Here is a 22,652-nt window from a genome sequence, read left to right as displayed (position 1 = left end):
GCGGTTTATCTGGGGCGGTCATTCCTCAGATGAACAGAGCCACAATCTCGCCGGTCAGCTGGTCAGCCATTACGACCCGGCAGGACTGCTTTCGACGGGCAGCGTTTCGCTGAGCGGCGTACCGCTTTCCGTCACCCGCCAGTTGCTGCCGGACGACGCACAGGCCGACTGGCAGGGCGCGGATGCCTCGGCGTGGAATGACCTGCTGGCGGGCGAAACTTACACCACGCTTAGCACAGTAGACGCAACCGGGACGGTGCTGACCACGCTTGATGAGAAAGGCAATATCCAGCGCGTGGCGTTTGACGCGGCGGGTCTGCTGAAGGGCAGTTGGCTTACGGTGAAGGGCGGTTCAGAACAGGTAATCGTGCAATACCTGACGTATTCCGCCGCCGGGCAGAAACTGCGCGAGGAGCACGGCAATGGTGTGGTGACGACGTACAGTTACGAAGCGGAAACCCAGCGTCTTGTTGGCATTAAAACTGAGCGTACGACAGCCACGAAAGTGCTGCAGGATTTGCGCTACGAGTACGACCCGGTGGGCAACGTGCTGGTGATTACTAACGATGCCGAGGAGACGCGTTTCTGGCGCAATCAGCAAGTGGTTCCCGAAAACACCTACGCCTACGACAGCCTCTACCAGCTGGTCAGCGCCACCGGGCGCGAAATGGCCAATGCGGTGCAGCAGAACAGCAGCCTGCCAGCTTATTCCTCCTTCGATAACGCCACCTACACGAACTACTCCCGCACTTACACCTATGACAACGCCGGTAACCTGACGAAAATTCAGCACAGCGCCCCGGCCTCCGGCAATAACTACACCACCAGCATCACCGTCTCCGACCGCAGCAACCGCGCAGTACTCAGCACCTTCACGGAAAACCCTGCAGATGTGGAGGCGCTGTTCACCGCCGGTGGTCAGCAGAAACAGCTTTTACCGGGGCAGAATCTGCTGTGGACAGCGCGCCAGGAACTGCAGAAAGTCACTCCAGTGATGCGCGATGGCGAACCCGACGACAGCGAAAGTTACCGTTACGACGCCAGCAGCCAGCGCATCGCCAAAATCACCTCACAACTGACCGGCAACAGCACGCAGACAAAACGGGTGATTTACCTGCCAGGTCTGGAACTGCGCAGCAGCAACACGGAAACCCTCCAGGTGATAACCGTCGGAGAAGCCGGGCGCGCGCAGGTGCGGGTTCTGCACTGGGAAAACGGTCAGCCTGCGGATATCAGTAACGATCAAATTCGTTACAGCTACGACAACCTGACGGGCAGCAGCGCGCTGGAAGTGGACGGCAGCGGCGAGCTTATCAGCCAGGAGGAGTATTACCCGTACGGTGGCACAGCGCTGTTTGCCGCGCGCAGCCAGCTGGAGGCGGATTACAAAATCCTCCGTTATTCCGGAAAAGAACAGGACGCGACGGGACTGTATTACTACGGTTATCGTTATTACCAGTCGTGGGCGGGACGGTGGCTTTCCGCAGATCCTTCAGGGGCGGTCGATGGTTTGAATCTGTTCAGGATGGTTCACAACAACCCGATATCGCTCATCGATTCAGACGGCAGAATTAGCTTACCCGCAGAAATCCTTATTGTTGATGTGCTTAACCCGCTTTCAAAAGATCCGACCAATGCCTGGTTTGAGGAGTTGAAATGGAACCCAGAAACAAGCCGATTAGAAACGACGCCGGCAGTCTATACGCGAGGGGGGAAAATTCTGGAGGGTGAAACCTCTCAATGGGAAAGCGCTACCGACTCCCCCACCGCGTTCACTGTTTTTCAGGACCCATCGGGCGTTAATCGTCTTTTTGTGAGTACTTTCCAGCAACATATTGGCGTGAAACCCGGTATGGGTAACCCTTTGTATGCGGGGATATTGATGCCCAAAAGGGATCAACAAGGTAATTTGTTTTATCGAATAGATAATGAATCCGGACATTATCAACCTTCGGGAGATATCAACGCAGCCGAGCTATTCAGTACCATTGTGGGCGACGAAGGGTTAAGTCATTTCACGTTTGCCAAATCAACGAAATCGTCAGCACCCGCGAATACGCGGCTCGTACATTTAACCTCTCCAGAGGAATATGGCGAGGCAGCCAGCCGATTACGGCGGGAAGAGAACAAGCAGCAGAGCGTCATTGACTATCTTAACGAACACGGACTGTGGGAGCCGACAAAAAGCCAGCGAAGCCATATGCCGTGGGTCAATGAGTTAATGAGATGGGAAGCACAACAGAACCCGGCGCCAGCCGTAGCGCAGGCACCTGCAACGGTAGCCGCACCGGTGATAAACAGGAGAGCGACTGCACCAGAAACACCGCATGTTCTTGCTGGGGCGTCTCCTGGTAGATGGTCACGTTTTAGAGGGTGGGTTTCAGGAATATTCAACCGAGTAAGAAACGTCTTCCGCTCTCGAGCGTCTTCATTGGCTCATTAGTTCTAATGTCGGGATGGCTGCAAAAAAAAGCAGCCATTCTTTTTTCGATAAAGCGCGACAAATATCCTCAGACACTTCTCCGATAAAATGGTGTGCTTCTGGCATGAGCAGCGTGTGTGCAAGCAGCAACGTCCGGGATTGAAATCTCCTACACTTAACCCCATGCTAGAAAACATTGCTAAGCGCTTAAGCGCTTTATTCACCTCATTCCAAGGACTGCGCATATGACCAACCCTTTATTGACGCCTTTCGTGCTGCCACCGTTTTCTCAAATCCTTCCTGAACATGTTGTTCCCGCCGTGACCAAAGCGCTGGAAGATTGCCGGAATGCGGTGGAAAGTGTTGTCGCGCAGGGCGGCCCGTATACCTGGGCGAATCTTTGCCAGCCGCTGGCGGAAGTGGATGACCGTCTTGGTCGCCTCTTCTCGCCGGTCAGCCACCTGAACTCAGTGAAAAACAGCCCGGAGCTGCGCGAAGCTTACGAACAAACGCTGCCGCTGCTTTCTGAATACAGCACCTGGGTTGGGCAGAACGAAGGGTTATACAACGCCTACCGTGATTTGCACGATGGGGAACATTACGCTTCGCTGAGCGTCGCTGAGAAGAAATCCGTAGATAACGCACTGCGTGATTTCAAATTGTCGGGTATCGGCTTGCCGAAAGAGAAACAGCAACGTTACGGCGAAATCGCTGCGCGTCTCTCTGAACTCGGCAACATCTACAGCAACAACGTGCTGGATGCCACCATGGGCTGGACGAAGCTCATCACTGACGAAGCGGAGCTGGCCGGTATGCCAGAAAGCGCGCTGGCGGCGGCGAAAGCACAGGCGGAAGCCAAAGAGCAAGAAGGCTGGCTGCTGACGCTGGATATCCCGAGTTATCTGCCGGTAATGACCTACTGCGATAACCAGGCGCTGCGTGAAGAGATGTATCGCGCTTACAGCACCCGCGCTTCCGATCAAGGCCCGAATGCCGGGAAATGGGACAACAGCCCGGTGATGGCTGAGATCCTCGCGCTGCGCCATGAGCTGGCGCAACTTCTGGGCTTTGAAAGCTATGCCTTTAAATCGCTGGCGACCAAAATGGCGGAAAATCCGTCGCAGGTGCTGGAGTTTTTAACCGATCTCGCCAAACGGGCGCGTCCACAGGGTGAAAAAGAGCTGGCGCAGCTACGCGCTTTCGCCAAAGCCGAGTTCGGCGTGGATGAGCTGCAACCATGGGATATTGGCTACTACAGCGAAAAACAGAAACAGCATCTTTACAGCATCAGCGATGAGCAACTTCGCCCGTACTTCCCGGAAGAGCGCGCGGTGAACGGCTTGTTCGAAGTGGTGAAACGCATTTATGGTATCACCGCCAAAGAGCGCAAAGATATCGACGTTTGGCACCCGGATGTGCGCTTCTTCGAGCTGTATGACGAGAGCAACGAGCTGCGCGGCAGCTTTTACCTCGATCTCTATGCACGCGAGAACAAACGCGGCGGCGCCTGGATGGACGACTGCGTTGGCCAGATGCGCAGAGCCGATGGTTCGCTGCAAAAACCGGTGGCTTATCTCACCTGTAACTTTAACCGCCCGGTGAACGGCAAACCGGCGCTGTTTACCCATGACGAAGTGATCACCTTGTTCCATGAGTTTGGTCACGGTCTGCATCATATGCTGACGCGTATTGAAACCGCCGGTGTGGCGGGTATTAGCGGTGTACCGTGGGATGCAGTCGAGCTGCCGAGCCAGTTTATGGAAAACTGGTGCTGGGAACCGGAAGCGCTGGCGTTTATCTCCGGTCATTACGAAACCGGCGAACCGCTGCCGCAGGAACTGCTGGATAAAATGCTGGCAGCGAAGAACTACCAGGCGGCGATGTTTATTCTGCGCCAGTTGGAGTTCGGCCTGTTCGACTTCCGCCTGCATGCAGAGTTCAGTCCGGAACAAGGGGCGAAAATCCTCGAAACGCTGGCAGAAATCAAACGCCAGGTCGCAGTGGTGCCAGGGCCGTCGTGGGGGCGCTTCCCGCATGCGTTTAGCCATATCTTCGCCGGCGGTTACGCGGCAGGTTACTACAGCTACCTGTGGGCCGATGTGCTGGCAGCGGATGCTTTCTCCCGCTTCGAAGAAGAGGGGATTTTCAACCGTGAAACCGGGCAGTCGTTCCTTGATAACATCCTGACTCGTGGCGGTTCGGAAGAGCCGATGGATCTGTTCAAACGCTTCCGTGGCCGCGAGCCGCAGATTGACGCGATGCTTGAGCATTACGGTATCGAAGGCTAAGGCATTGAAAATCTGTTTGCTGGATGAAACAGGCGCCGGAGACGGCGCCTTATCTGTTCTTGCGGCCCGCTTTGGGCTGGAGCAGGACAATGACAACCCGATGGCATTGGTGCTCACACCGACGCATCTGGAGCTACGTAAGTGCGATGAACCGAAGCTCGGCGGGATTTTTGTCGACTTTGTCGCCGGTGGCATGGCGCACCGGCGCAAGTTTGGCGGCGGGCGCGGTGAAGCCGTGGCAAAAGCGGTCGGCATCAAAGGCAGCTATCTGCCGGAAGTGGTGGATGCGACAGCAGGGTTGGGGCGCGATGCGTTTGTGCTGGCGTCGGTCGGCTGTCGGGTGCGGATGCTGGAGCGCAACCCGGTTGTCGCCGCGTTGCTGGAAGATGGTCTTAATCGCGGCTATGCCGATGCGGAAATTGGTCCGTGGCTGCGCGAGCGGTTGCAACTGATTCACGCCTCGAGCCTGACCGGGCTTGCGGATATCACACCGCGCCCGCAGGTGGTTTATCTCGATCCAATGTTCCCGCATAAGCAGAAAAGCGCGCTGGTGAAAAAGGAGATGCGGGTGTTTCAGTCGCTGGTTGGCCCGGATCTGGATGCCGACGGTTTACTGGAGCCTGCGCGTCAACTCGCCATTAAACGCGTGGTGGTTAAACGCCCGGATTATGCACCGCCGCTGGCGGGGGTTGCTACGCAATCGGCCGTCGTCACGAAAAGCCATCGCTTCGATATCTACCCCGGTTCCGGCGAGTAATCATCCGCGGTCACAGAAGACGACATGAATTGCGCCCCGGAAAGGTGTACTAAAAACGTGCCATTTCTGTGAGATTAAAATCCCCGGACAACGCGAAGCCAAAACCTGTTGATGACAACGCTCACCGCATGGGGTTTTCCGTGAGCAATAAAAAGCCCGGCCGCATTGCGCGCGCCGGGCGGTATTCAACCTAATGTTTAGCCGTTAGCGAAACATCAGTCTTCTTCTTCATCCCGCAGCGGGACAATCAGCATATCAACGTGGACGGTGTTGATAAGCTGGCGCGCGGAAGACATCAGTTTGCTCCAGAAATCCTGATGGTGGCCGCATACCACCAGATCCATATCGTATTTCTTGATCGCATCCACCAGCACCTGGCCCAAATCGCCGCTGCCGCTCAGGGTTTCAGTGATCGGGTAACCTGCGTTAGTGGAAAGCTCTGTCAGCGCCTGGTGCGTTTCGTCGGAGATACGTTTTTGCATATCGCCGAGGTTAACGTCGATAAGGCCTGTATAAAGATCGGAGTAGTTTACATCGACATGAATCAGGGAAATTTTCGCGTTGTACGGTCGCGCCATGGATACCGCTTTCTCAACCAGTAATTTGCTTTCGGGGGAGAGATCGACTGCGATAAGGATATGTTTGTAAGCCATAGTGTTACTCCTTCCATAAGTTGTCGATGACCATCGGGGTTAAAATCCCCTGATGCTGTTGCACTGCGCCCGCATCCTGCGTTTCACGTGAGCGTAGCGCCCGGCTTTAAAGGTCTCATTGTGAAGATATTTCTACCTTATAACGCTCTTTTAGTAGCGTCAATCAACCTGGATCACGATTCACTTAAGCCAGATTTACAGCCAGATGCATTGATGATGATGATGCTTGTGGCAAAAAAATAAACTGATCTCCTACACTATAAATAAACCGTACGGAAAACAGACGGTGTCCCCCAGTTGTCTGGCGCATGGAAGTGAAGTCAATTGTGGGATACCGTCTGCCTTGTCATTTCGTACGGTGATTGATAATACTCTTCGTTGTTTGGCTTGGTTGGGTATCCGGGAGCGATGGTCCAGGAGCGAATCTCTGTGGGCGGTCGCCGGGGAGGGGATATGGTAATCAGCACTGTTGCGCTGTTTTGGGCTTTGTGTGTCGTATGTGTGGTTAACATGGCGCGTTATTACTCATCGCTGCGCGCGCTGTTAGTGGTACTTCGCGGGTGCGACCCTCTACTTTATCAATACGTGGACGGTGGCGGTTTTTTCACTTCCCACGGTCAACCGAGCAAACAGATGCGGCTGGTGTGGTATATCTACGCCCAGCGTTATCGCGACCATCATGATGATGAATTTATTCGCCGCTGCGAACGTGTGCGCCGTCTGTTCATTTTAACCAGTTCGCTCTGCGGTTTGGTGGTCGTGAGCCTGATTGCGCTGCTGATTTGGCACTGAATTGAAACCATAAAAAAAACGGCCCAGCAAGCTGGCCCGTTTTTGTCGTGCGCGAAACGCGTTAAATCAGATGCAGCGACAGCCAGTAGAGCACGCCGGACAGAATAATTGATGCTGGCAGGGTGAAGACCCAGGCCATCAGAATATTGGTCACGGTTTTGCGCTGCAGGCCACCGCCGTCAACGATCATCGTCCCGGCAACGGAAGATGACAGCACGTGCGTAGTGGAAACCGGCATCCCGGTGTAACTCGCCAGACCGATAGAAACGGCGGCTGTCATCTGCGCGGACATACCTTGCGCATATGTCATGCCTTTCTTACCGATTTTCTCACCGATAGTTGTCGCCACACGACGCCAGCCGATCATCGTACCTAAGCCTAACGCCAGCGCGACGGCCATGATTATCCAGATTGGCGCGTACTCGATGGTGCTCAGCATATCGCCTTTCAGCTTCTTCAGCAGACGCTGGTCGTCAGCGCTGACTTCCGGCTGCTTCGCCACCTGGTCGGTGATATCAGACAGGCAGAGCATAATGCGACGCAACTGGCCGCGTTGTTCCACTGGCAGTTGGTCGTAGCTTTCAACGTTGGTCAGCATCGATTTTGCGCGATCCAGCGCCATAATGGCGCGGCCCGGATGGCAATGGAACTCACCCGGTTGGGTGGTCACTTCTTCCGGCGTTGGGATGAGCGGATCGATACCCGTCGCTTTTTGCAGCAGCGCCGGATGTTGCTGGAAGTACGTTTCCACGTTGTTGACGGCATCACGCGTACGGGTGATGTCGTAACCGGAGGCATTCATGTTGACCACGAAGCCCGCAGGCGCAACGCCAATCAGCACCAGCATAATCAAGCCGATACCTTTCTGACCGTCGTTCGCACCATGCGAGAAACTCACGCCAATCGCGGAGAGGATCAGCGCAATGCGCGTCCAGAACGGCGGCTTTTTCTTGCCGTCGATTTTCTCGCGTTCAGCAGGGGTCATATGGATGCGCGCACGTTTTTTCGTGTTGCTCCAGTAACGACGCAGGATAAACACCAACCCGCCAGCGAAGACCAGGCCTACGATCGGTGAAACGATCAGCGAAGCGAAGATATTCAGCACTTTCGGGATGTTTAACGCGTCCACCACCGAAGTGCCGGACATCAACGCATTGGTTAAACCAATACCGATAATCGCGCCAATCAAGGTGTGGGAGCTGGAAGCAGGCAGGCCCAAATACCAGGTGCCAAGGTTCCAGATAATGGCGGCCAGCAGCATGGAAAAGACCATCGCCAGACCATGCGCAGAGCTGACATTCAGCAGCAGATCGGTGGGCAACATATGCACAATCGCATACGCGACGCTCAACCCACCCAGCAAAACGCCGAAGAAGTTAAACACCGCTGCCATCACGACCGCCAGCTGAGAGCGCATAGCGCGTGTATAAATGACTGTTGCAACGGCATTTGCTGTGTCATGGAAGCCGTTAATGGCTTCATAAAACAGAACAAAAACCAGAGCAAGCAAGAGTAACAGCCCGGTATGAAGATCCAGGCCGGCAAACAAATGTACCATAGGTCGTTAAGCCATTTTGAGGACATGAACGCGGCGCATTATCAGGGACATTGGCAGTGTCGGCAAAGTGAATTATGTATTTTTTTTGACATTATTTCTTAAATTAAACTGACTTTTTAAAATTAATTTATATTTTTCAATACCCTGTTACCTTTCGCGCGTATTCACGCTGGTGCGACCAGCGTGAACTCTTTACAATCCGCCACGATGTATAAATGAGGGTGCAGCTGTGGAAAATTTTGATGCCATTGTTATCGGCGCCGGTGCGGCGGGCATGTTCTGCGCGGCGCTGGCCGGGCAAGCGGGCCGTCGAGTGTTATTGCTGGATAATGGCAAAAAACCCGGTCGAAAAATTTTGATGTCCGGTGGCGGCCGCTGCAACTTTACTAACCTTTATGTCGAGCCTGCGGCATATTTGAGCCAAAACCCGCATTTTTGCAAATCTGCGCTGGCGCGCTATACCCAGTGGGACTTTATCGAACTGGTCGGTAAATACGGTATTGCCTGGCATGAAAAGGCGTTGGGTCAGCTATTTTGCGATGATTCGGCGCAACAAATTGTCGATCTGCTGGTGGCCGAGTGCGAAAAAGGCAACGTTATTCAGCGCCTGCGTACAGAAGTGCTTAGCGTTGAGCGTAACGACGACGGCTACACTTTGCAGCTCAACGGCGAAAGCGCACAGGCTAAGAAACTGGTCATTGCTTCCGGCGGTTTGTCGATGCCGGGGCTGGGTGCCTCGCCATTTGGCTATAAAATCGCCGAGCAGTTCGGTTTAAAAGTGCTGCCAACGCGCGCCGGATTAGTGCCGTTTACCCTGCATAAACCACTGCTCGAGCAGATGCAGACGCTTTCCGGCGTCTCGGTGCCATCGGTGATTACCGCCGAGGATGGCACAGTTTTTCGCGAAAATTTGCTCTTTACCCATCGGGGATTATCCGGCCCGGCGATTTTGCAAATTTCCAGTTACTGGCAGCCTGGTGAATTTGTCAGCATCAACTTGCTGCCCGATGTCGATCTGGACGATTTCCTCAATCAGCAGCGCGATGCACATCCGAACCAGAGCCTGAAAAACACCCTGGCCTTGCAGTTGCCAAAACGGCTGGTGGAGTGCCTGCAACAGCTTGGGCAAATCCCGGACGTCACATTGAAGCAGTTGAACAGTCGCGAGCAGGAAAATCTGGTTGCGTTGCTAACGAACTGGCGCGTGCAGCCCAATGGCACCGAAGGGTATCGCACGGCGGAAGTGACGCTCGGTGGCGTCGATACCCACGAGTTGTCGTCCCGCACGATGGAAGCCCGCAATGTGCCTGGGCTGTACTTTATTGGTGAAGTGATGGATGTCACCGGCTGGCTTGGCGGGTACAACTTCCAGTGGGCGTGGTCGAGCGCCTGGGCCTGCGCACAGGCCTTAGCGGAGAACCCATCTGCCTGAGTGTTAATCCGTGATGCACCGAATAAAAAAGCCCTGATCGGGCTTTTTTATTGCCGGGGAATCGAACATCTCTTCTGTCACAACGGCACACCTGTACCGGTTGGGGCGAGCGTGCTTTCTGGAAAGGCGCGAGGCTTGCTACGACTGTATTTGTCTACGGTTTCGAACATCTCGGCGAAAAGCGCATCATCTTTCTTCGCCCAGAATGTTTCTAAATCATCCCCGCCCCATATCTCATGGGTATGGCATATAAATTCAAGCAAACCGCTTTCATGCGGCGTGAAGTCGATTCGTTTGGCGCTATTGATCGGGACGATATGTTGATAGAAAAGCACGAGCTTACAGTCGCAGCCTTGCCTGTTGTAGAACGACAGGAATTCATTTAAGTGCGCCCGTAAAAGGGAAAGATCCGACTGCCCGGTGATTCTGTGATGATAAAGAAACACAAAATCTTTTTTGCCCCGGTATTGTAGCTGGCGGGAAATGCGGCGTTGAAATGCGCGGCGATCTTCTTTAATTCTTAGCGGGTCATGATGGGTGAATTCAAAACCCAGCATATGTCTTTCGCTGTATTGCCCCACACATTTTTCGTAATACGTTGAACGCACAACGGTGTGCTCGCCATCCGGGAAATGTTGTAAATGCTCTTTTTCCAGTAAATGGCGATAATCGTCTTTTTCCATTTGCAGAATATATTCAATATTCGAGCGGCCCGATGAAAAAACGGAACTAAAGGATTTTCGGTTATGCCGGCTAAGAATATCATCAGGAAGGCAATTCTCACCCAATGAAACCCAAACTACTTGCGAAGTGAAATTATTGCGATGTTTCCATTTTTTATGCAGGTTGCGTATCGTTCTTTTCAGCGATTTGAGATTGTCTCTCACGCGTTGTTTAACGGCTTCGCCTTTCATCAGTGGCACCTCATGTTGTTATTACACCATTCCAAATGAAGCGATGAGTCACCTTATCGCTGCTGATTTTTTATGTATTTCGCTGCCTGCGAATATGTGCGCAGCGTGAAGATAAATTATTGTTATAATTAATATTGTCTGGAGCGCAGGTTTACTGTTCTGCGTATTTTTTATGAAATAAAGACATTCACTTACTGAGTTTTTTCAGTAAATTTTGGGCGTATGAGTGACACCCGCTATCACTTTCATTGCGCGGGCTTTGTTAAATAAAAACGTTTGACGATAGCCTGGTGATAATTATTTCTTTGGGAAAAGTAAGGAATTATTCCAGCCATAATAATAGATCTACGTCATATACATGATATATCCAATGTTGCGCTATTCAATAAGATATTCCTCATGGCGCAGGTCAGTATTGCGATTAAGAGGAAATGAATTTGATATAAAGGCACACACGCCGTTACATATTTTACACTTTGTCTTGCCTTTACCCCTCATCAGGAAAATCTCAAAATCGTTGTCCCGGCTTGATGCAGGTCGCGGAATGAAAATAAAGCAGCACGCATTTTTCGTGGTACGGGTTGTTTTTACTCCTTTATATTTTCCGCCAACTGCCGATAACGTCATCGGTCCCTCTATTGCGCAATCACTGGATATGCGTCTGACAAAGGAATGAAAATGAAAACCGGCACGTTACTTCTGCCCATACTGCTGGCCGCTGCCATTAGCGCGCAAGCCGTTGATCTGCCTGAAACACACGGCAAAAAAATCGTCAGCAATACCGTAAACCCATTACTGATGCTGCGCGTGAATGACCGCATTTCCGCCATGAACCAGGTGGTTTTTGACGACGGGCAACACATTAATCGTTGGGACGGTTTTGACTGCACCACCAACAAAGCGGTGAAGCTTTATTGGGAAATGCTTGATGACAAAGAGGTGGTGATGCGCCGCTTCTACGGCGACAGCTACAACCGTTACGCGGAGCCGAAACCGCAAAGCGAGCTGGATGATGTGGCTAAAAATCTTTGCCAGGCTCCCCGGCTACACAATCCGAGCTGGGTCTATATCGAGAAAAAGTCGAAATACGACACGCCAATCCTGGTGGATACGGCTTCTGTGTTGCGGGTAAATAAGGTGCTGATCGCTAAAATTGGCTTCGAATACAGCGAGATCACTTTCGATCCGCCGTATGACGCACCGTACGATATGAAGATTGAAGTGCATGGGTATAACTGCGAAACCCAGCATGACGTTGTGATGGCCGGGCTGGATATCACACCAGAGGGTTATGTCTCTGATAGCCTGACCGGTAAAGCGGCACAGCGTCGGGCGGAGGATTTTACTAGCACACCGGCCACCACTGCTGCGTTCAAACAGCTTTGCGCCATGAGCACGCCTTCTGCGTTTAAAGGAGAAGGGGTGTATGTTCCGTCAACGAAGAAAAAAAGTGTTTCCTCGCTGGGTCGGATGCTACCGGATTTCAGCAACAATTCATCACAGTGGATGGCCCAGTTCCCGCTCCCTGCTGATATCGAAAAACAGGCTCTGCAAATCGTTAATCCGTGGGCCAAGCCGCGCTTTAAAAAGCTGACATGGAACATGCAGTGGAGCGATAACGATGTCGTACCGATGCAACTGGATGTTCAACCCAACGGGCTCATGTTGCTGCTGGAAAACTACAAGATGTTCAAGGCGCAGCGCCTGACGCTGGGCAACCTCGGGCAGCTAAAAGGTGCCATCAGTCTGAGTTACACACCAACGGTAATCAGTGAACTTCACACCAACCTGCGTTTCCCGCTGCACCAGGGGCAGACATTCACCTTTGATACGGTTGCGCCAAAAACGGACAAAGATGAGAAGAACACGGTGATTAACCGTCGTTGTGAAGTGACCGGCAGTGATGACGCGCGCCAGGTAAGCAGTGCGCTCAGCGGACGTTACTGGAAAGTGGCCTGTGAGATAGAAAGCGATGGCGATACGCAAAAAGAGACGCTGGCATGGCTGTCTGATTTGAATGTCTTTATGCCGTTAACCCAGTGGGTAAAAGGCAAAGAGGTACCGGTGAACGTGACAAACGTTGAGGTAACGCGCTAGTCAAAGGTCAACCTGGGCCACCTGGCTCAGGTTGACTTATCAACCCTGACCGCTTTTCCGCAGCGTATTGGGTTCTCCATATTCTCTTCCGTTTTTCTTCATAATTTCCCGACATTTCACGCCCATAATCCCCGATCGCGCGCTTTGCCCGCAAAGCAATTTTCGTTAATAACGCTATTAATTTCGGTAAGTTACGTTCAATTGTCGCGCTAATTATTGCCGTTATTCCTCTCATTGCCTGTTAGTGTTTTGTCGCAACATAAGTCATACGCACAGCACAAGCAGGAACTATAACAATGTCTATAACTTCAAAAGCAGACGTTTCGTCTGTTCAATTTCTTGGGATGGCGCCTTTTTTACGCATGAGTATCGCGGGAATCGATTTTTCCACCATTACGCAGCAGATGGTTGCACAGGTAGAAAATAGCCCCGACGACGCTGTCCTATGGATGAATCTCTCCACCGCCATGATGAGCCTCAAGCATGAAGCGCTGGGCTTACAAATTCAGGAACAAGCGCTGGCAATGCAGCGCGTTTATTACTGGCCTGCGCGTCAGCCAGCAAAAATACGGCTGTTGATGCTCATGGTGCCCGGCAATCTCTCCGCCAATATCCCGCTCGATTGCCTGCTGGAAGAGAGCGACGTCGATTTGATTTACTACTTTGTTGATCCAAACGCTGAAAACCCGCTGACGTCGCCAGTACCTGAGCACGATCTGGTGATGGTGGCAATCGGAGCCAGCGATGAGCAGGCAAGCGTGCTATTGCGCCTCGAATATACCCTGCGCGGCTGGTCGAAACCGATACTTAACCCGCCGAAAAACGTCCCCACTTCCGAGCGGCATAACGCGAGCTTGCTGCTGCAAAATGTGCCTGGTTTGGTTATCTGCCCGGCACTGCATGCTACTCGGCTGGCGTTGCAGGCTGTTGCATGCGGTCAAAAAACACTGCCACAGATTGTCGAAAACCATGACTTCCCGATAATCGTGCGCCCGGTGGGCAGCCACGGTGGCCACGGACTGCAAAAAATCGATGCGGCGGATGAGCTGGAGTCTTATCTGGCGCAAACCGCAGGAGATGATTTTTTTGTTTCGCGCTTCGTTGATTACCGTGGCGGCGATGGGATGTTTCGCAAAATGCGGCTGGTGTTGATCGACGGTAAGCCGTTTGCCTGCCATATGGGCGTTTCCGCGCACTGGATGATCCACTACGTCAACGCCGGGATGTATGAAGATGCGGATAAACGTGCGCAGGAAGCCCGCTTTTTCAATACCTTTGCCGATTTCGCCGGGCGCCATCACGCAGCCCTGGCGGCCATCAGCCAGCGCTGCGGGCTTGAATACATCGGTATCGACTGCGCGGAAACCGCAGATGGCGAGCTGCTGATTTTCGAAATTGACCCGGCCATGGTCGTCCACGCTATGGACGATGAAGCCATGTTCCCCAATAAGCAAATTCATATGCATAAAGTCAAAACCGCGATGCGCGAGATGTTATTTCAGCGCGCTGGCGTTTCGTTTTAACCTTTTTTCAGGCAGGGAAAATATGTCACTTAATCCAAATAATGCCCTCAATTTTTCCGGCGGGCCGGGCGCGCTGCCGGACGTTGTTTTACGCCAGGTTCAGCAGGCAATCATTAATGTCCCGGAAGTTGGTTTGTCGGTTCTCGGCATTAGCCACCGTTCAGAATGGTTTGCGAATGTGGTGCGGGAAACTGAAAACAACATTCGCACGCTGCTCGGTTTGCCCGCCGATTTCCATATTCTGTTTTTACAGGGCGGCGCAACACAGCAGTTCTCCATGGTGCCGATGACGCTGTTGCGCGGCAAAAAACACCCCGCAGAGTATTTCGACACCGGTTACTGGAGCCGCAAAGTGATTACCGAAGCGATGCGTGAAGGCCCGGTTCGCGTTATCTGGAGCGGTGAAAAGGAGGGCTATCGCCGCCTGCCGGGCGATGATGAACTCGATTTCTCGCCCGATGCGCCCTACATTCATTACGTCTCGAATGAAACGGTGGAGGGTCTGCAATTTAACCGTGTTCTGGGACGCGATGATGTGCCGCGGGTCTGCGACATGTCCTCGGACTTTTTATCCAAACCGTGCGACGCCGGAAAGTTTTCGCTGATCTACGCCCATGCGCAGAAAAACATTGGCCCGGCGGGTGTGACGATTGTGCTGGTGCGCGACAGCGTGGTGCAAAACGCGCCGCACAACCTGCCAGCCTTTCTGGACTATCGCCGCCAGGTGGAATCTCACTCCAATCTGAATACACCGCCGGTGTTCGCCATTTACGTTGTGTTGCTGGTAACCCGCTGGTTGCTCAATGAGGTGGGTGGGCTGGAAAACATGGCGCGGATAAACCAACAAAAAGCGCGGCTGCTTTACAGCCTGATTGATGACAGCGACGGTTTTTACCGCAACTGGGGCGATGCCGCTTTTCGTTCCGATATGAATGCCGCATTCACGCTGCCTACGCCCGATCTGGAAGATAAATTCCTGCACGACGCGGCAGCGGCGGGCTTCTCCGGTCTTGGCGGCCACCGGGCTATCGGCGGCGTGCGCGCTTCCATCTATAACGCACTGACGCTCAAGGCGGTGGAAAAGCTGGGCGAATTTATGGAAGATTTCCGCTTTAAGCAGCACGCAAAAGCGTAATTCTCCAGAGCCATGCGTTGAGGTTTCCGTCAACGCATGGCGCTATCAGTAGCGGCGGAATGAAGAGAGTTTATGCAACTGGCGACCACGGCCGTCAAAGTTGTCCTCGTTCAGCCAGCTATTCATCATCGACGAGAGACCCGACCATTCGCGCACGGTAATCGAGAACACCGTAATATCGCTAAGCCGCCCTTTGCGGATTTTCTTCTCCCGCAAAATCCCTTCTTTCACAAAACCAATGCGTTCCGCCGAATGAATCGCGTCCGCGTTATAACTGCCGGTGCGCCATTCACATCTGCGATACTTCAACTGGTCGAAAAAGTAAGACAAAACAAGATAAAGGCTTTCGGTACTCATGCGTGTTCTTTTCATTAACGGCGTCCAGTTAACGTCGCCAATATCAAAAGAACCATTTTCCTGATCGAATTTCCCGGTATAAAAAATGCCTTTTATTTGCTTATCCTCTTTATCTTGTACCGCAAAATAGATTCTGTCAGGGCGTGACGCGAGATTTCTGAGGTAGGCATAACATGCGGTCATATCTTTCGGCCGGGGATCTTCAAGATAGGTCCAGTCCCGGTCATCATCAATGCTTTGCCATTCCGGGAAGAGATCTTCCGCGTGATCCACGACAAGCGGTATAACGTCGCAGTAACGGCCTTTAAGCGAAATTTTTTCTGGCAGCGGGCGTTTTGTCCAATCCTGGATTTCCTGACCAATGCGCTGTCCATACTGATTAAAAAATTCCATTATCCCCTCCTGATTATTACGAATTTATTGCTGCTTAACTCTTATTAAATGGGTGTTAAATGGCAGTGACGTATAGAGCTATATTTTATCGGCAAATAATTATGAGACTTTATATAATCACGCAAATAATATAACGGCAGGTGTTTTAAAAACTTATACTGCTTTTCATCTGGCGTGTCTTCGCTTTCGCGTGAAAGTGGGATAATACTCGCGAAACATTTATTGCATAATTTTACTTAGCGCTTTTGAATAACACGGTTGCAACAGCACAATAGCAATTTAGCGGCATAAGATTTGACCTAAGCGTCATTTTTTAGCGATTATTCAGCGTTTGCTTGTAAAAAAATGACTCTTTTTTTAGTAGGTTAATCGTGGATTAGGATAATTCCTGGCATTTCTTGCCGCGAAAAACCAGACAATATTGATCTTTTTGTTTACAGCAATCGTGCGGTAGCTTTTTCTCAAACCCGTAACGTTAAACTTCTGGACAGCACCCGGAATCGTGCGTGTCCCTACGTCAGGATCCGATTTATGAGCAATCGAATTACTGTTCAGTTACCCGTCGAAGGACTGCTTTTCTGGAAAATCTCCGGGCGGGAAGCGCTGTCTGAAGCCTTTACTTTTAACCTGCAACTGCTGGGTACCGACGCGCGAATGGACCGCAGCACGCTACTCGGTAAATCGGTGACTGTCGCTATTCCAACACAAACGTTAACCGGCGCGCCGCGTTACCTTAACGGCAAAATCACCCGTGTGGCGGTGAGCGCAATCGAGCTTTCCGGCACCCGCTACGCGGTGTATCAACTCACCGTGGAGCCGGATCTCTGGCCGATGAAGCGCGATCGCAATTTGCGTATCTTCCAGGGCCAGACAGTACCGCAAATCGTTAAAACCTTGCTCGGTGAATACCAGGTCAATATTGAAGACAAACTGACCGGCAGCTACCGCATCTGGGACTACTGCGTGCAGTATCAGGAGAGCAGCTTTGATTTCATCAGCCGTCTGATGGAGCTGGAAGGTATTGCTTACCACTTCCGCCACGAAGCGGACAAACATACGCTGGTACTGACAGATGCGGCCACACAGCATGATCCCTTCAGCGGTTACGAAACCATTCCTTATCACCAGACACCTTCCGGCGGCAGCACCGATGAAGAGGGCATCAGCCAGTGGGCGCTGGAAGATAGCGTAACGCCGGGGCTCTACAGCCTTGATGACTACGACTTCCGCAAACCCAACGCATGGCTGTTCCAGGCGCGGCAAAACCCGAATTCTCCCTCGCCGGGCACCATCGATGTTTACGACTGGCCGGGGCGCTTTGTCGAACACGGTCACGGTGAGTTTTACGCCCGCATCCGCCAGGAACGCTGGCAGGTTGAGCATCAGCAAATTGAAGGCACGGCGACGGCGATTGGTATTGCGCCGGGCAGCACGTTCCAGTTGACCAATGCGGCGTTCTTTAACGATAACGGCGAATATCTGGTGACGACGGCGAACTACTTTTTCGAAGAGAACCGCTATGCCAGCGGCGCCGACAGCGAAACCATTCACCGCATTGATTTCAGCGTTATCCCCTCATCCGTGGTTTATCGCCCGGCGCAGCAAACCGCATGGCCGCGCACTTACGGCCCACAAACCGCGCGCGTTGTCGGCCCGCAGGGCGAAAGCATCTGGACGGATAAATATGGCCGCGTGAAGGTGAAATTTCATTGGGATCGGCTGGCAAAAGGCGATGACACCAGCTCCTGCTGGGTGCGCGTTTCCAGCGCATGGGCTGGCCAGGGGTTCGGTGGCGTGCAGATCCCGCGCGTGGGCGACGAAGTCGTTATCGACTTTATCAACGGCGACCCGGACCGGCCGATCATCACCGGGCGCGTCTATAACGAAGCGAGTATGCCGCCGTGGGCGCTTCCTGCTGCCGCCACGCAAATGGGCTTCCTCAGCCGCTCGAAAGACGGTTCGGTCGATAATGCCAACGCCCTGCGTTTTGAAGACAAAGCGGGCGAAGAGCAGGTGTGGATCCAGGCGGAACGTAACATGGATACGCACGTCAAAAACGACGAGACGCACAGCGTTGGCGGTTCACAGACCGTGAGCGTCACCCGCGATTACACCGGCTCGGTGGCAGGCAAACACACCCAGGCAACGCAGCTCACACACGAGCAGGTGGTTGGCGGTGGGTTCACACAGATGGTGCAAGGGCCGCTGGTGCAGGCTTCTGACAACAGCATTCAACTGGTGGCCGGTCAATCGGTACTGACGCTGGGCGCGAACGGCACCGTCACGCTGAAATGCGTGGACTTTCAGATCGATGCTATCGGTTCGGGCGCTATCAACACCGCGGGCTTGCTGGATTTAAACCTGACAAAACCGACAAAAGGTGAAGATGCGCAACCCACCATTGCGCAGATCCAGGCGGCGGTAAAAGCGGCATTTAATCAAGGGACGGATAAATAATGGCGACGGCGCAATTTGTACTCTCCGAAGGCGAACTCACGCTGCCGGATGCCTACCAGGATCGCAGCATTAACGTGCTGAAATTCAAAGAGAACAACGCCACGCTGGTGATCACCCGTGCGTGGGACATCAAACCCGGCGACGAAGAGAGTTTCCTTAACCAGCAACTGGCGAAAGTGAAACGCAGCATGCGCAAAGTGGTGACGGGTGAAACGCAGGACTGCACGGTTGCTGGTCAGCCTGCCCGCGAAGTGTCGCTGCGTTTCGAAAACCAGGGCGCAGTGATATATGAAAAACTCGCCGTGACCCGCATTGACGACCATCTGCTGGTGCTGACGCTCAGCCGTACAATGCCGTTTGATACGGACGCCGACGCGTTCTGGACATCAATCCGCACAGGTTTACAGCTGAGGGCGTAAGGATGACGGATTACATCGCGGCCCGCATTGACGACCCGCTGGTTCATAGTTCTGCGCTGGCGGATCTGGTCAGTGGGTTGGTCGAAGGGGCGATTGTTCTGGGGATTGTGTTCGTCGCCGGAACGGGCATTGGCGCCGTGGTGGGCGCGGTGGCAATTGGCGCGCTGATGGTCAGCGGTACGCTGGGCAAAATTGGCGATGCGGCCGGGAAAATGGTGGATGCGCTCATCGACCCCGGACCGCCGGATGCGCATATCGTATCCGGCTCGGACGATGTCTTTATCATGAAAAAAAAGGCCGCGCGCGCCGCCGCGACGGTAGACAGGGACTATTTACAAAACCTTGCCGCCGCGCCTGCCGATGAGAGCATCGACTGGGCGGCCATCGGCATGTTAGCCCTCGCCGGGGCAGCGGCGGTGATGAAAACCGCCCTGAACCCGAGTGCGGCGCTGCTTGCGGTTGCCGAACGCGCCAGCCATCTCACGCTCGACGACATGAAAAAGTGGGGCTCCAACCTGTGGGATGATTTGACGCAGCCGATGGTGGAGAGCGCCGATCCGCATGCCACACCGATGCCGAAAGATAATGTTGACTGTAAAAAAGGGCACATGGTTACCAGCAGTAACTTTGTCGCCCAGGGTTCCAGAACCGTTTTAATCAACAACCAGCCAGCCGCGCGCAACGGCGAGAAAAGTACCTGCGAAGCCGAAATCAAAGTCAAAGAAGATCCGCGCGTGCGCATCGGCGGCGAAACCATTACCGTGCGCGACATCCGCAGCGGCAAAAACCAGCTCGCATACCTGATTGGCAACCTGCTGGGGAGCCTGGGCATCGGTGCGCTGTCGCGCCTGATAAAAATGGCCTGTGAGCGCCAGCTTGTTCGCGGCCTGCTCAAAGAGATCATCTGCCCGCTTGGCGGCATGGCTGTTTCGCAGATTGTTTCCGCAGCGGCCATCAGCGCGGTGAATACCGCTTTCCCGGTGAATATTCCCACCGGGGCGAAAGTCCTCGCCAAAGAAGAGGATCTCGATTTTGTGCTGCCAGACCGTATGCCACTTTACTGGCAGCGCATCTACCACAGCCGTAACCGCGCCACCGGCATGCTCGGCACCGGCTGGATGCTGCCGTTTGAAACACGATTGCTGCGTCTGGCAGATAACCAGCTGATCTTCCGCGATATGAGCGGGCGCGAGCTGGGGATGGGCGAAGTGCTCAGCGGCGATATGGTTTTCTACCCGGAAGATGGCCTGAAGCTGTTTTGCAGCCCCAACGGGGCGATGGTTATTCAAACCGGCGGCGGTGAGCAGCAAATTTATGAGCCGGACCCAACGCGGCCTGGCGAGTGGCGCATGCACCGTCTGTATGACCGCCACGAAAACGCCCACTATTTTAGCTGGAACGAACAAGGTCAACTGGCGCGTATCTCCAGCGATAACGAAGCGCTCGACGTGGAACTGGAGTACGAAGCGGAGTTCGGGCGGTTGCGTGCGGTTTACCAGGTTTGCGGCGGCGCGCGCCATCTGCTGGTGTCCTATCGCTATAACGAACAAGGGCAACTTATTACCGTTACCGACGCCGATGATATCGTCACCCGTCAGTTTGGCTGGGATCGCGCCAGCGATATGCTGGCCTGGCACGGCTTTTCGACCGGCTTAACCGTCCATTACCAGTGGCGTCCCGCAGCCGATTCCAGCCACTGGCGCGTGAGCGCCTATCAGGTGCATGACGAACAAGGCACGGTGCTGGAAAACTGGCGTATCGATGCTGATGAAGCCAAACGCTACGCCCGCGTCAGCAATGATGAAGGCGTGGTGAGTGAGCACCACTGGGATGCGCTGTATCGCATCACGAACTATACCGATGTGCACGGCGGCAACTGGCAATTTAGCTGGTCGGGGAAATCCGAGCAGCCGCTTGCTGTGATTCAGCCGGACGGCGGTCGCTGGGAATATGCGTGGGACGATCGCGGCAACATGACGCTGGAACGCGATCCGCTTGACCGCGCGACGCTGAAAACCTGGCATCCACTGTACGACTTCCCGCTGACCGAGGTGTTACCGGACGGCGCAAGCTGGCGCTATGAATACAACCTGGCGGGCGATGTGGTGTCGTTGACCGACCCGGAAGGTGGTGTAACGCGCTTTGAGTGGAACGACCAGGGCGATTTACTCCGCCGCATCGACGCGCTGGAAAACAGCCACCGCTTCTGTTGGGACGCGCTGGGGCAGCTGATCCGCGAAGAGGATTGTTCCGGTAATCTGAGCCGCCGCCAGTATGACGATGCCGGTCGGCTTGAGTTGACTACCGATCCGATGGGCAACACCGAACGCTATATCTGGAGCCCGGCAGGTCGCCTCAAAACGTTCATCCGCGCCGATGGCCGCGAAACCCTGTTCAGGTACAACAAAGCCGGGCTGTTATGCGGGCAGAGCGTAGATGGCGTCAGTGAGCGGAAAGTGACGCTTAACGTGCGCGGGCAAGTGACCGAAGCCATCGATCCCGCCGGGCATGTCACCCGTTTCCGCTTTAACCGCGCGGGTCGCCTGGTAACGCTGACCAACGCCAACAACCAGCAATGGCGCTTTGATTACACCGCCACCGGTTTGCTGACGCGCCAGTATGATTACGCCGGACGGCAAACCGAGTACCAGTACAACGCTCTGCAACAAGTCGCCACGCTGGTTCGCCACCCTGTTAGCGGCAGCAATCTGCCGCCGCAGGTGATGAATTACGAATATGACGCGCTTGGGCGCATGGTCGCGCGGGAAACCGAGCAGCACCGCACCGAGTACCGCTATAGCGAACTGGCAACGGAAGTGCGCCGCTATGTCTACAGCGAGTGGCGTCAGGCGGCGATTGATATGCGCGAACCGGAAAACGCAGAAGTGATTGTTTTCCAGCGCAATAAACTTGGCGACCTGGTCAGCGAGGAGAACTTCGCGGGCAAATTCGAACACCAGTACGACGCATTAAGTAACCTCAGCGCCACCACCTTCCCGGACGGACGGCAGATGCAGTATCTGCGCTACGGCACCGGGCATTTGCTGGAGATGCAGCTCGTATTCGGCGGCAAAACGCTGCCCATTACCGGCTATCAGCGCGACAAACTGCACCGCGAAACCCATCGCACGCTGGGCGCGCTGGATCTGGAAACGCAGTACGACATCGCCGGACGTATCACGCAGCGACGCTGCATGGACAATGTGCGTGACCGGCTGGTCTTCGAACGCCGTTACCAGTGGGATCGCGCCGACCAGATTATCCGCCAGATGTATACCGACGGCGCGCCGCCAACCCCTGCGGAGAAATATCGTCAGTCGCTGTGGGGCTACGACGCGGCAGGGCGCATGACGCAGAGCATCCAGCCAACCGGCGAGGAACGTTTCTGGTATGACGCGGCGGATAACCGCACCACGCCGGATTTACCGCCGGTGTGGGACAATCTACTGAAACGC

The 22,652-nt window shown here is 53.9% G+C and carries 15 protein-coding genes; 11 read left to right on the top strand and 4 right to left on the bottom strand.

What is annotated here, in order from left to right; all coding sequences use genetic code 11:
• From E0L21_RS23795 to rsmJ, 3 genes are all read left to right on the top strand, one after another.
• Positions 1–2,443, top strand: a 2,443-nt coding sequence (locus E0L21_RS23795; RefSeq protein ID WP_131413704.1) for an RHS repeat protein, incomplete at its 5' end; no start/stop codon positions are given.
• A 224-nt stretch (positions 2,444–2,667) separates the two neighbouring features.
• Entirely contained in the window at positions 2,668–4,710 is a 2,043-nt protein-coding gene (gene prlC / locus E0L21_RS23790) for an oligopeptidase A (protein ID WP_131413703.1), read from the top strand.
• A gap of 4 nt (positions 4,711–4,714) precedes the next feature.
• Positions 4,715–5,467 (top strand): 16S rRNA (guanine(1516)-N(2))-methyltransferase RsmJ, encoded by a 753-nt coding sequence (gene rsmJ, locus E0L21_RS23785; protein WP_131413702.1) that lies wholly within the window; start codon positions 4,715–4,717, stop codon positions 5,465–5,467.
• A 215-nt stretch (positions 5,468–5,682) separates the two neighbouring features.
• On the opposite strand, the gene uspA is transcribed toward rsmJ, so the two are convergent.
• Positions 5,683–6,120 (bottom strand): universal stress protein UspA, encoded by a 438-nt coding sequence (gene uspA / locus E0L21_RS23780; RefSeq protein WP_007369617.1) that lies wholly within the window; start codon positions 6,118–6,120, stop codon positions 5,683–5,685.
• A gap of 453 nt (positions 6,121–6,573) precedes the next feature.
• Between uspA and uspB the strand changes: the two genes are divergently transcribed.
• Complete coding sequence (gene uspB / locus E0L21_RS23775) at positions 6,574–6,912, top strand: universal stress protein UspB (protein WP_017458289.1); 339 nt, start codon at positions 6,574–6,576, stop codon at positions 6,910–6,912.
• Positions 6,913–6,973: 61 nt separating this feature from the next.
• Here the strand turns inward: uspB and pitA are convergent, their stop codons facing one another.
• Positions 6,974–8,470 carry an inorganic phosphate transporter PitA gene (gene pitA, locus E0L21_RS23770; RefSeq protein ID WP_131413701.1) on the bottom strand — a complete coding sequence of 499 codons (1,497 nt, stop codon included), beginning with the start codon at positions 8,468–8,470 and terminating at the stop codon, positions 6,974–6,976.
• Between the two features lie 229 nt (positions 8,471–8,699).
• On the opposite strand from pitA, the gene E0L21_RS23765 reads away from it, so the two are divergent.
• Positions 8,700–9,902 carry a BaiN/RdsA family NAD(P)/FAD-dependent oxidoreductase gene (locus E0L21_RS23765; RefSeq protein WP_131413700.1) on the top strand — a complete coding sequence of 401 codons (1,203 nt, stop codon included), beginning with the start codon at positions 8,700–8,702 and terminating at the stop codon, positions 9,900–9,902.
• A 77-nt stretch (positions 9,903–9,979) separates the two neighbouring features.
• Here the strand turns inward: E0L21_RS23765 and E0L21_RS23760 are convergent, their stop codons facing one another.
• On the bottom strand, positions 9,980–10,816 hold the full coding sequence (locus tag E0L21_RS23760; RefSeq protein WP_131413699.1) for a DUF1796 family putative cysteine peptidase: 837 nt from the start codon (positions 10,814–10,816) through the stop codon (positions 9,980–9,982).
• A 678-nt stretch (positions 10,817–11,494) separates the two neighbouring features.
• Here E0L21_RS23760 and E0L21_RS23755 point away from each other — a divergent pair.
• The 3 genes from E0L21_RS23755 (at position 11,495) to E0L21_RS23745 (ending at position 15,571) form a co-directional block, all read left to right on the top strand.
• The gene (locus tag E0L21_RS23755) at positions 11,495–12,913 is read left to right on the top strand and encodes a hypothetical protein (RefSeq protein ID WP_131413698.1); all 1,419 of its coding nucleotides are present in this window, start codon (positions 11,495–11,497) and stop codon (positions 12,911–12,913) included.
• Positions 12,914–13,209: 296 nt separating this feature from the next.
• On the top strand, positions 13,210–14,436 hold the full coding sequence (locus E0L21_RS23750; protein ID WP_131413697.1) for an ATP-grasp domain-containing protein: 1,227 nt from the start codon (positions 13,210–13,212) through the stop codon (positions 14,434–14,436).
• A 22-nt stretch (positions 14,437–14,458) separates the two neighbouring features.
• Positions 14,459–15,571, top strand: a complete 1,113-nt coding sequence (locus E0L21_RS23745; protein WP_131413696.1) for a phosphoserine transaminase — start codon at positions 14,459–14,461, stop codon at positions 15,569–15,571.
• Between the two features lie 45 nt (positions 15,572–15,616).
• Here E0L21_RS23745 and E0L21_RS23740 read toward each other — a convergent pair whose 3' ends face one another.
• Complete coding sequence (locus E0L21_RS23740) at positions 15,617–16,321, bottom strand: GNAT family N-acetyltransferase (protein ID WP_131413695.1); 705 nt, start codon at positions 16,319–16,321, stop codon at positions 15,617–15,619.
• A 531-nt stretch (positions 16,322–16,852) separates the two neighbouring features.
• Here E0L21_RS23740 and E0L21_RS23735 point away from each other — a divergent pair.
• The 3 genes from E0L21_RS23735 to E0L21_RS23725 all read left to right on the top strand — a co-directional run.
• Positions 16,853–18,778 (top strand): type VI secretion system Vgr family protein, encoded by a 1,926-nt coding sequence (locus tag E0L21_RS23735; protein WP_131413694.1) that lies wholly within the window; start codon positions 16,853–16,855, stop codon positions 18,776–18,778.
• Positions 18,778–19,197 (top strand): DcrB-related protein, encoded by a 420-nt coding sequence (locus E0L21_RS23730; RefSeq protein WP_131413693.1) that lies wholly within the window; start codon positions 18,778–18,780, stop codon positions 19,195–19,197. Before E0L21_RS23735 ends, E0L21_RS23730 begins: the two co-directional genes overlap by 1 nt.
• 2 nt (positions 19,198–19,199) lie before the next feature.
• On the top strand, positions 19,200–22,652 hold a 3,453-nt coding region (locus E0L21_RS23725; RefSeq protein WP_131413692.1), incomplete at its 3' end, for a DUF6531 domain-containing protein.

The organism is Kosakonia quasisacchari (genome assembly GCF_004331415.1).
GTDB lineage: Bacteria > Pseudomonadota > Gammaproteobacteria > Enterobacterales > Enterobacteriaceae > Kosakonia > Kosakonia quasisacchari.
This window is presented reverse-complemented; position numbering and strand designations above follow the sequence as displayed.

Excerpts from the sequence above, each read along its gene's own strand:
- E0L21_RS23740 (WP_131413695.1), bottom strand. The coding sequence starts at position 16,321 with ATGGAATTTTTTAATCAGTATGGACAGCGCATTGGTCAGGAAATCCAG.
- pitA (WP_131413701.1), bottom strand. The coding sequence starts at position 8,470 with ATGGTACATTTGTTTGCCGGCCTGGATCTTCATACCGGGCTGTTACTC.
- uspA (WP_007369617.1), bottom strand. The coding sequence starts at position 6,120 with ATGGCTTACAAACATATCCTTATCGCAGTCGATCTCTCCCCCGAAAGC.
- E0L21_RS23755 (WP_131413698.1), top strand. The coding sequence starts at position 11,495 with ATGAAAACCGGCACGTTACTTCTGCCCATACTGCTGGCCGCTGCCATT.
- E0L21_RS23750 (WP_131413697.1), top strand. The coding sequence starts at position 13,210 with ATGTCTATAACTTCAAAAGCAGACGTTTCGTCTGTTCAATTTCTTGGG.
- E0L21_RS23735 (WP_131413694.1), top strand. The coding sequence starts at position 16,853 with ATGAGCAATCGAATTACTGTTCAGTTACCCGTCGAAGGACTGCTTTTC.
- E0L21_RS23730 (WP_131413693.1), top strand. The coding sequence starts at position 18,778 with ATGGCGACGGCGCAATTTGTACTCTCCGAAGGCGAACTCACGCTGCCG.
- prlC (WP_131413703.1), top strand. The coding sequence starts at position 2,668 with ATGACCAACCCTTTATTGACGCCTTTCGTGCTGCCACCGTTTTCTCAA.
- uspB (WP_017458289.1), top strand. The coding sequence starts at position 6,574 with ATGGTAATCAGCACTGTTGCGCTGTTTTGGGCTTTGTGTGTCGTATGT.
- E0L21_RS23760 (WP_131413699.1), bottom strand. The coding sequence starts at position 10,816 with ATGAAAGGCGAAGCCGTTAAACAACGCGTGAGAGACAATCTCAAATCG.
- E0L21_RS23745 (WP_131413696.1), top strand. The coding sequence starts at position 14,459 with ATGTCACTTAATCCAAATAATGCCCTCAATTTTTCCGGCGGGCCGGGC.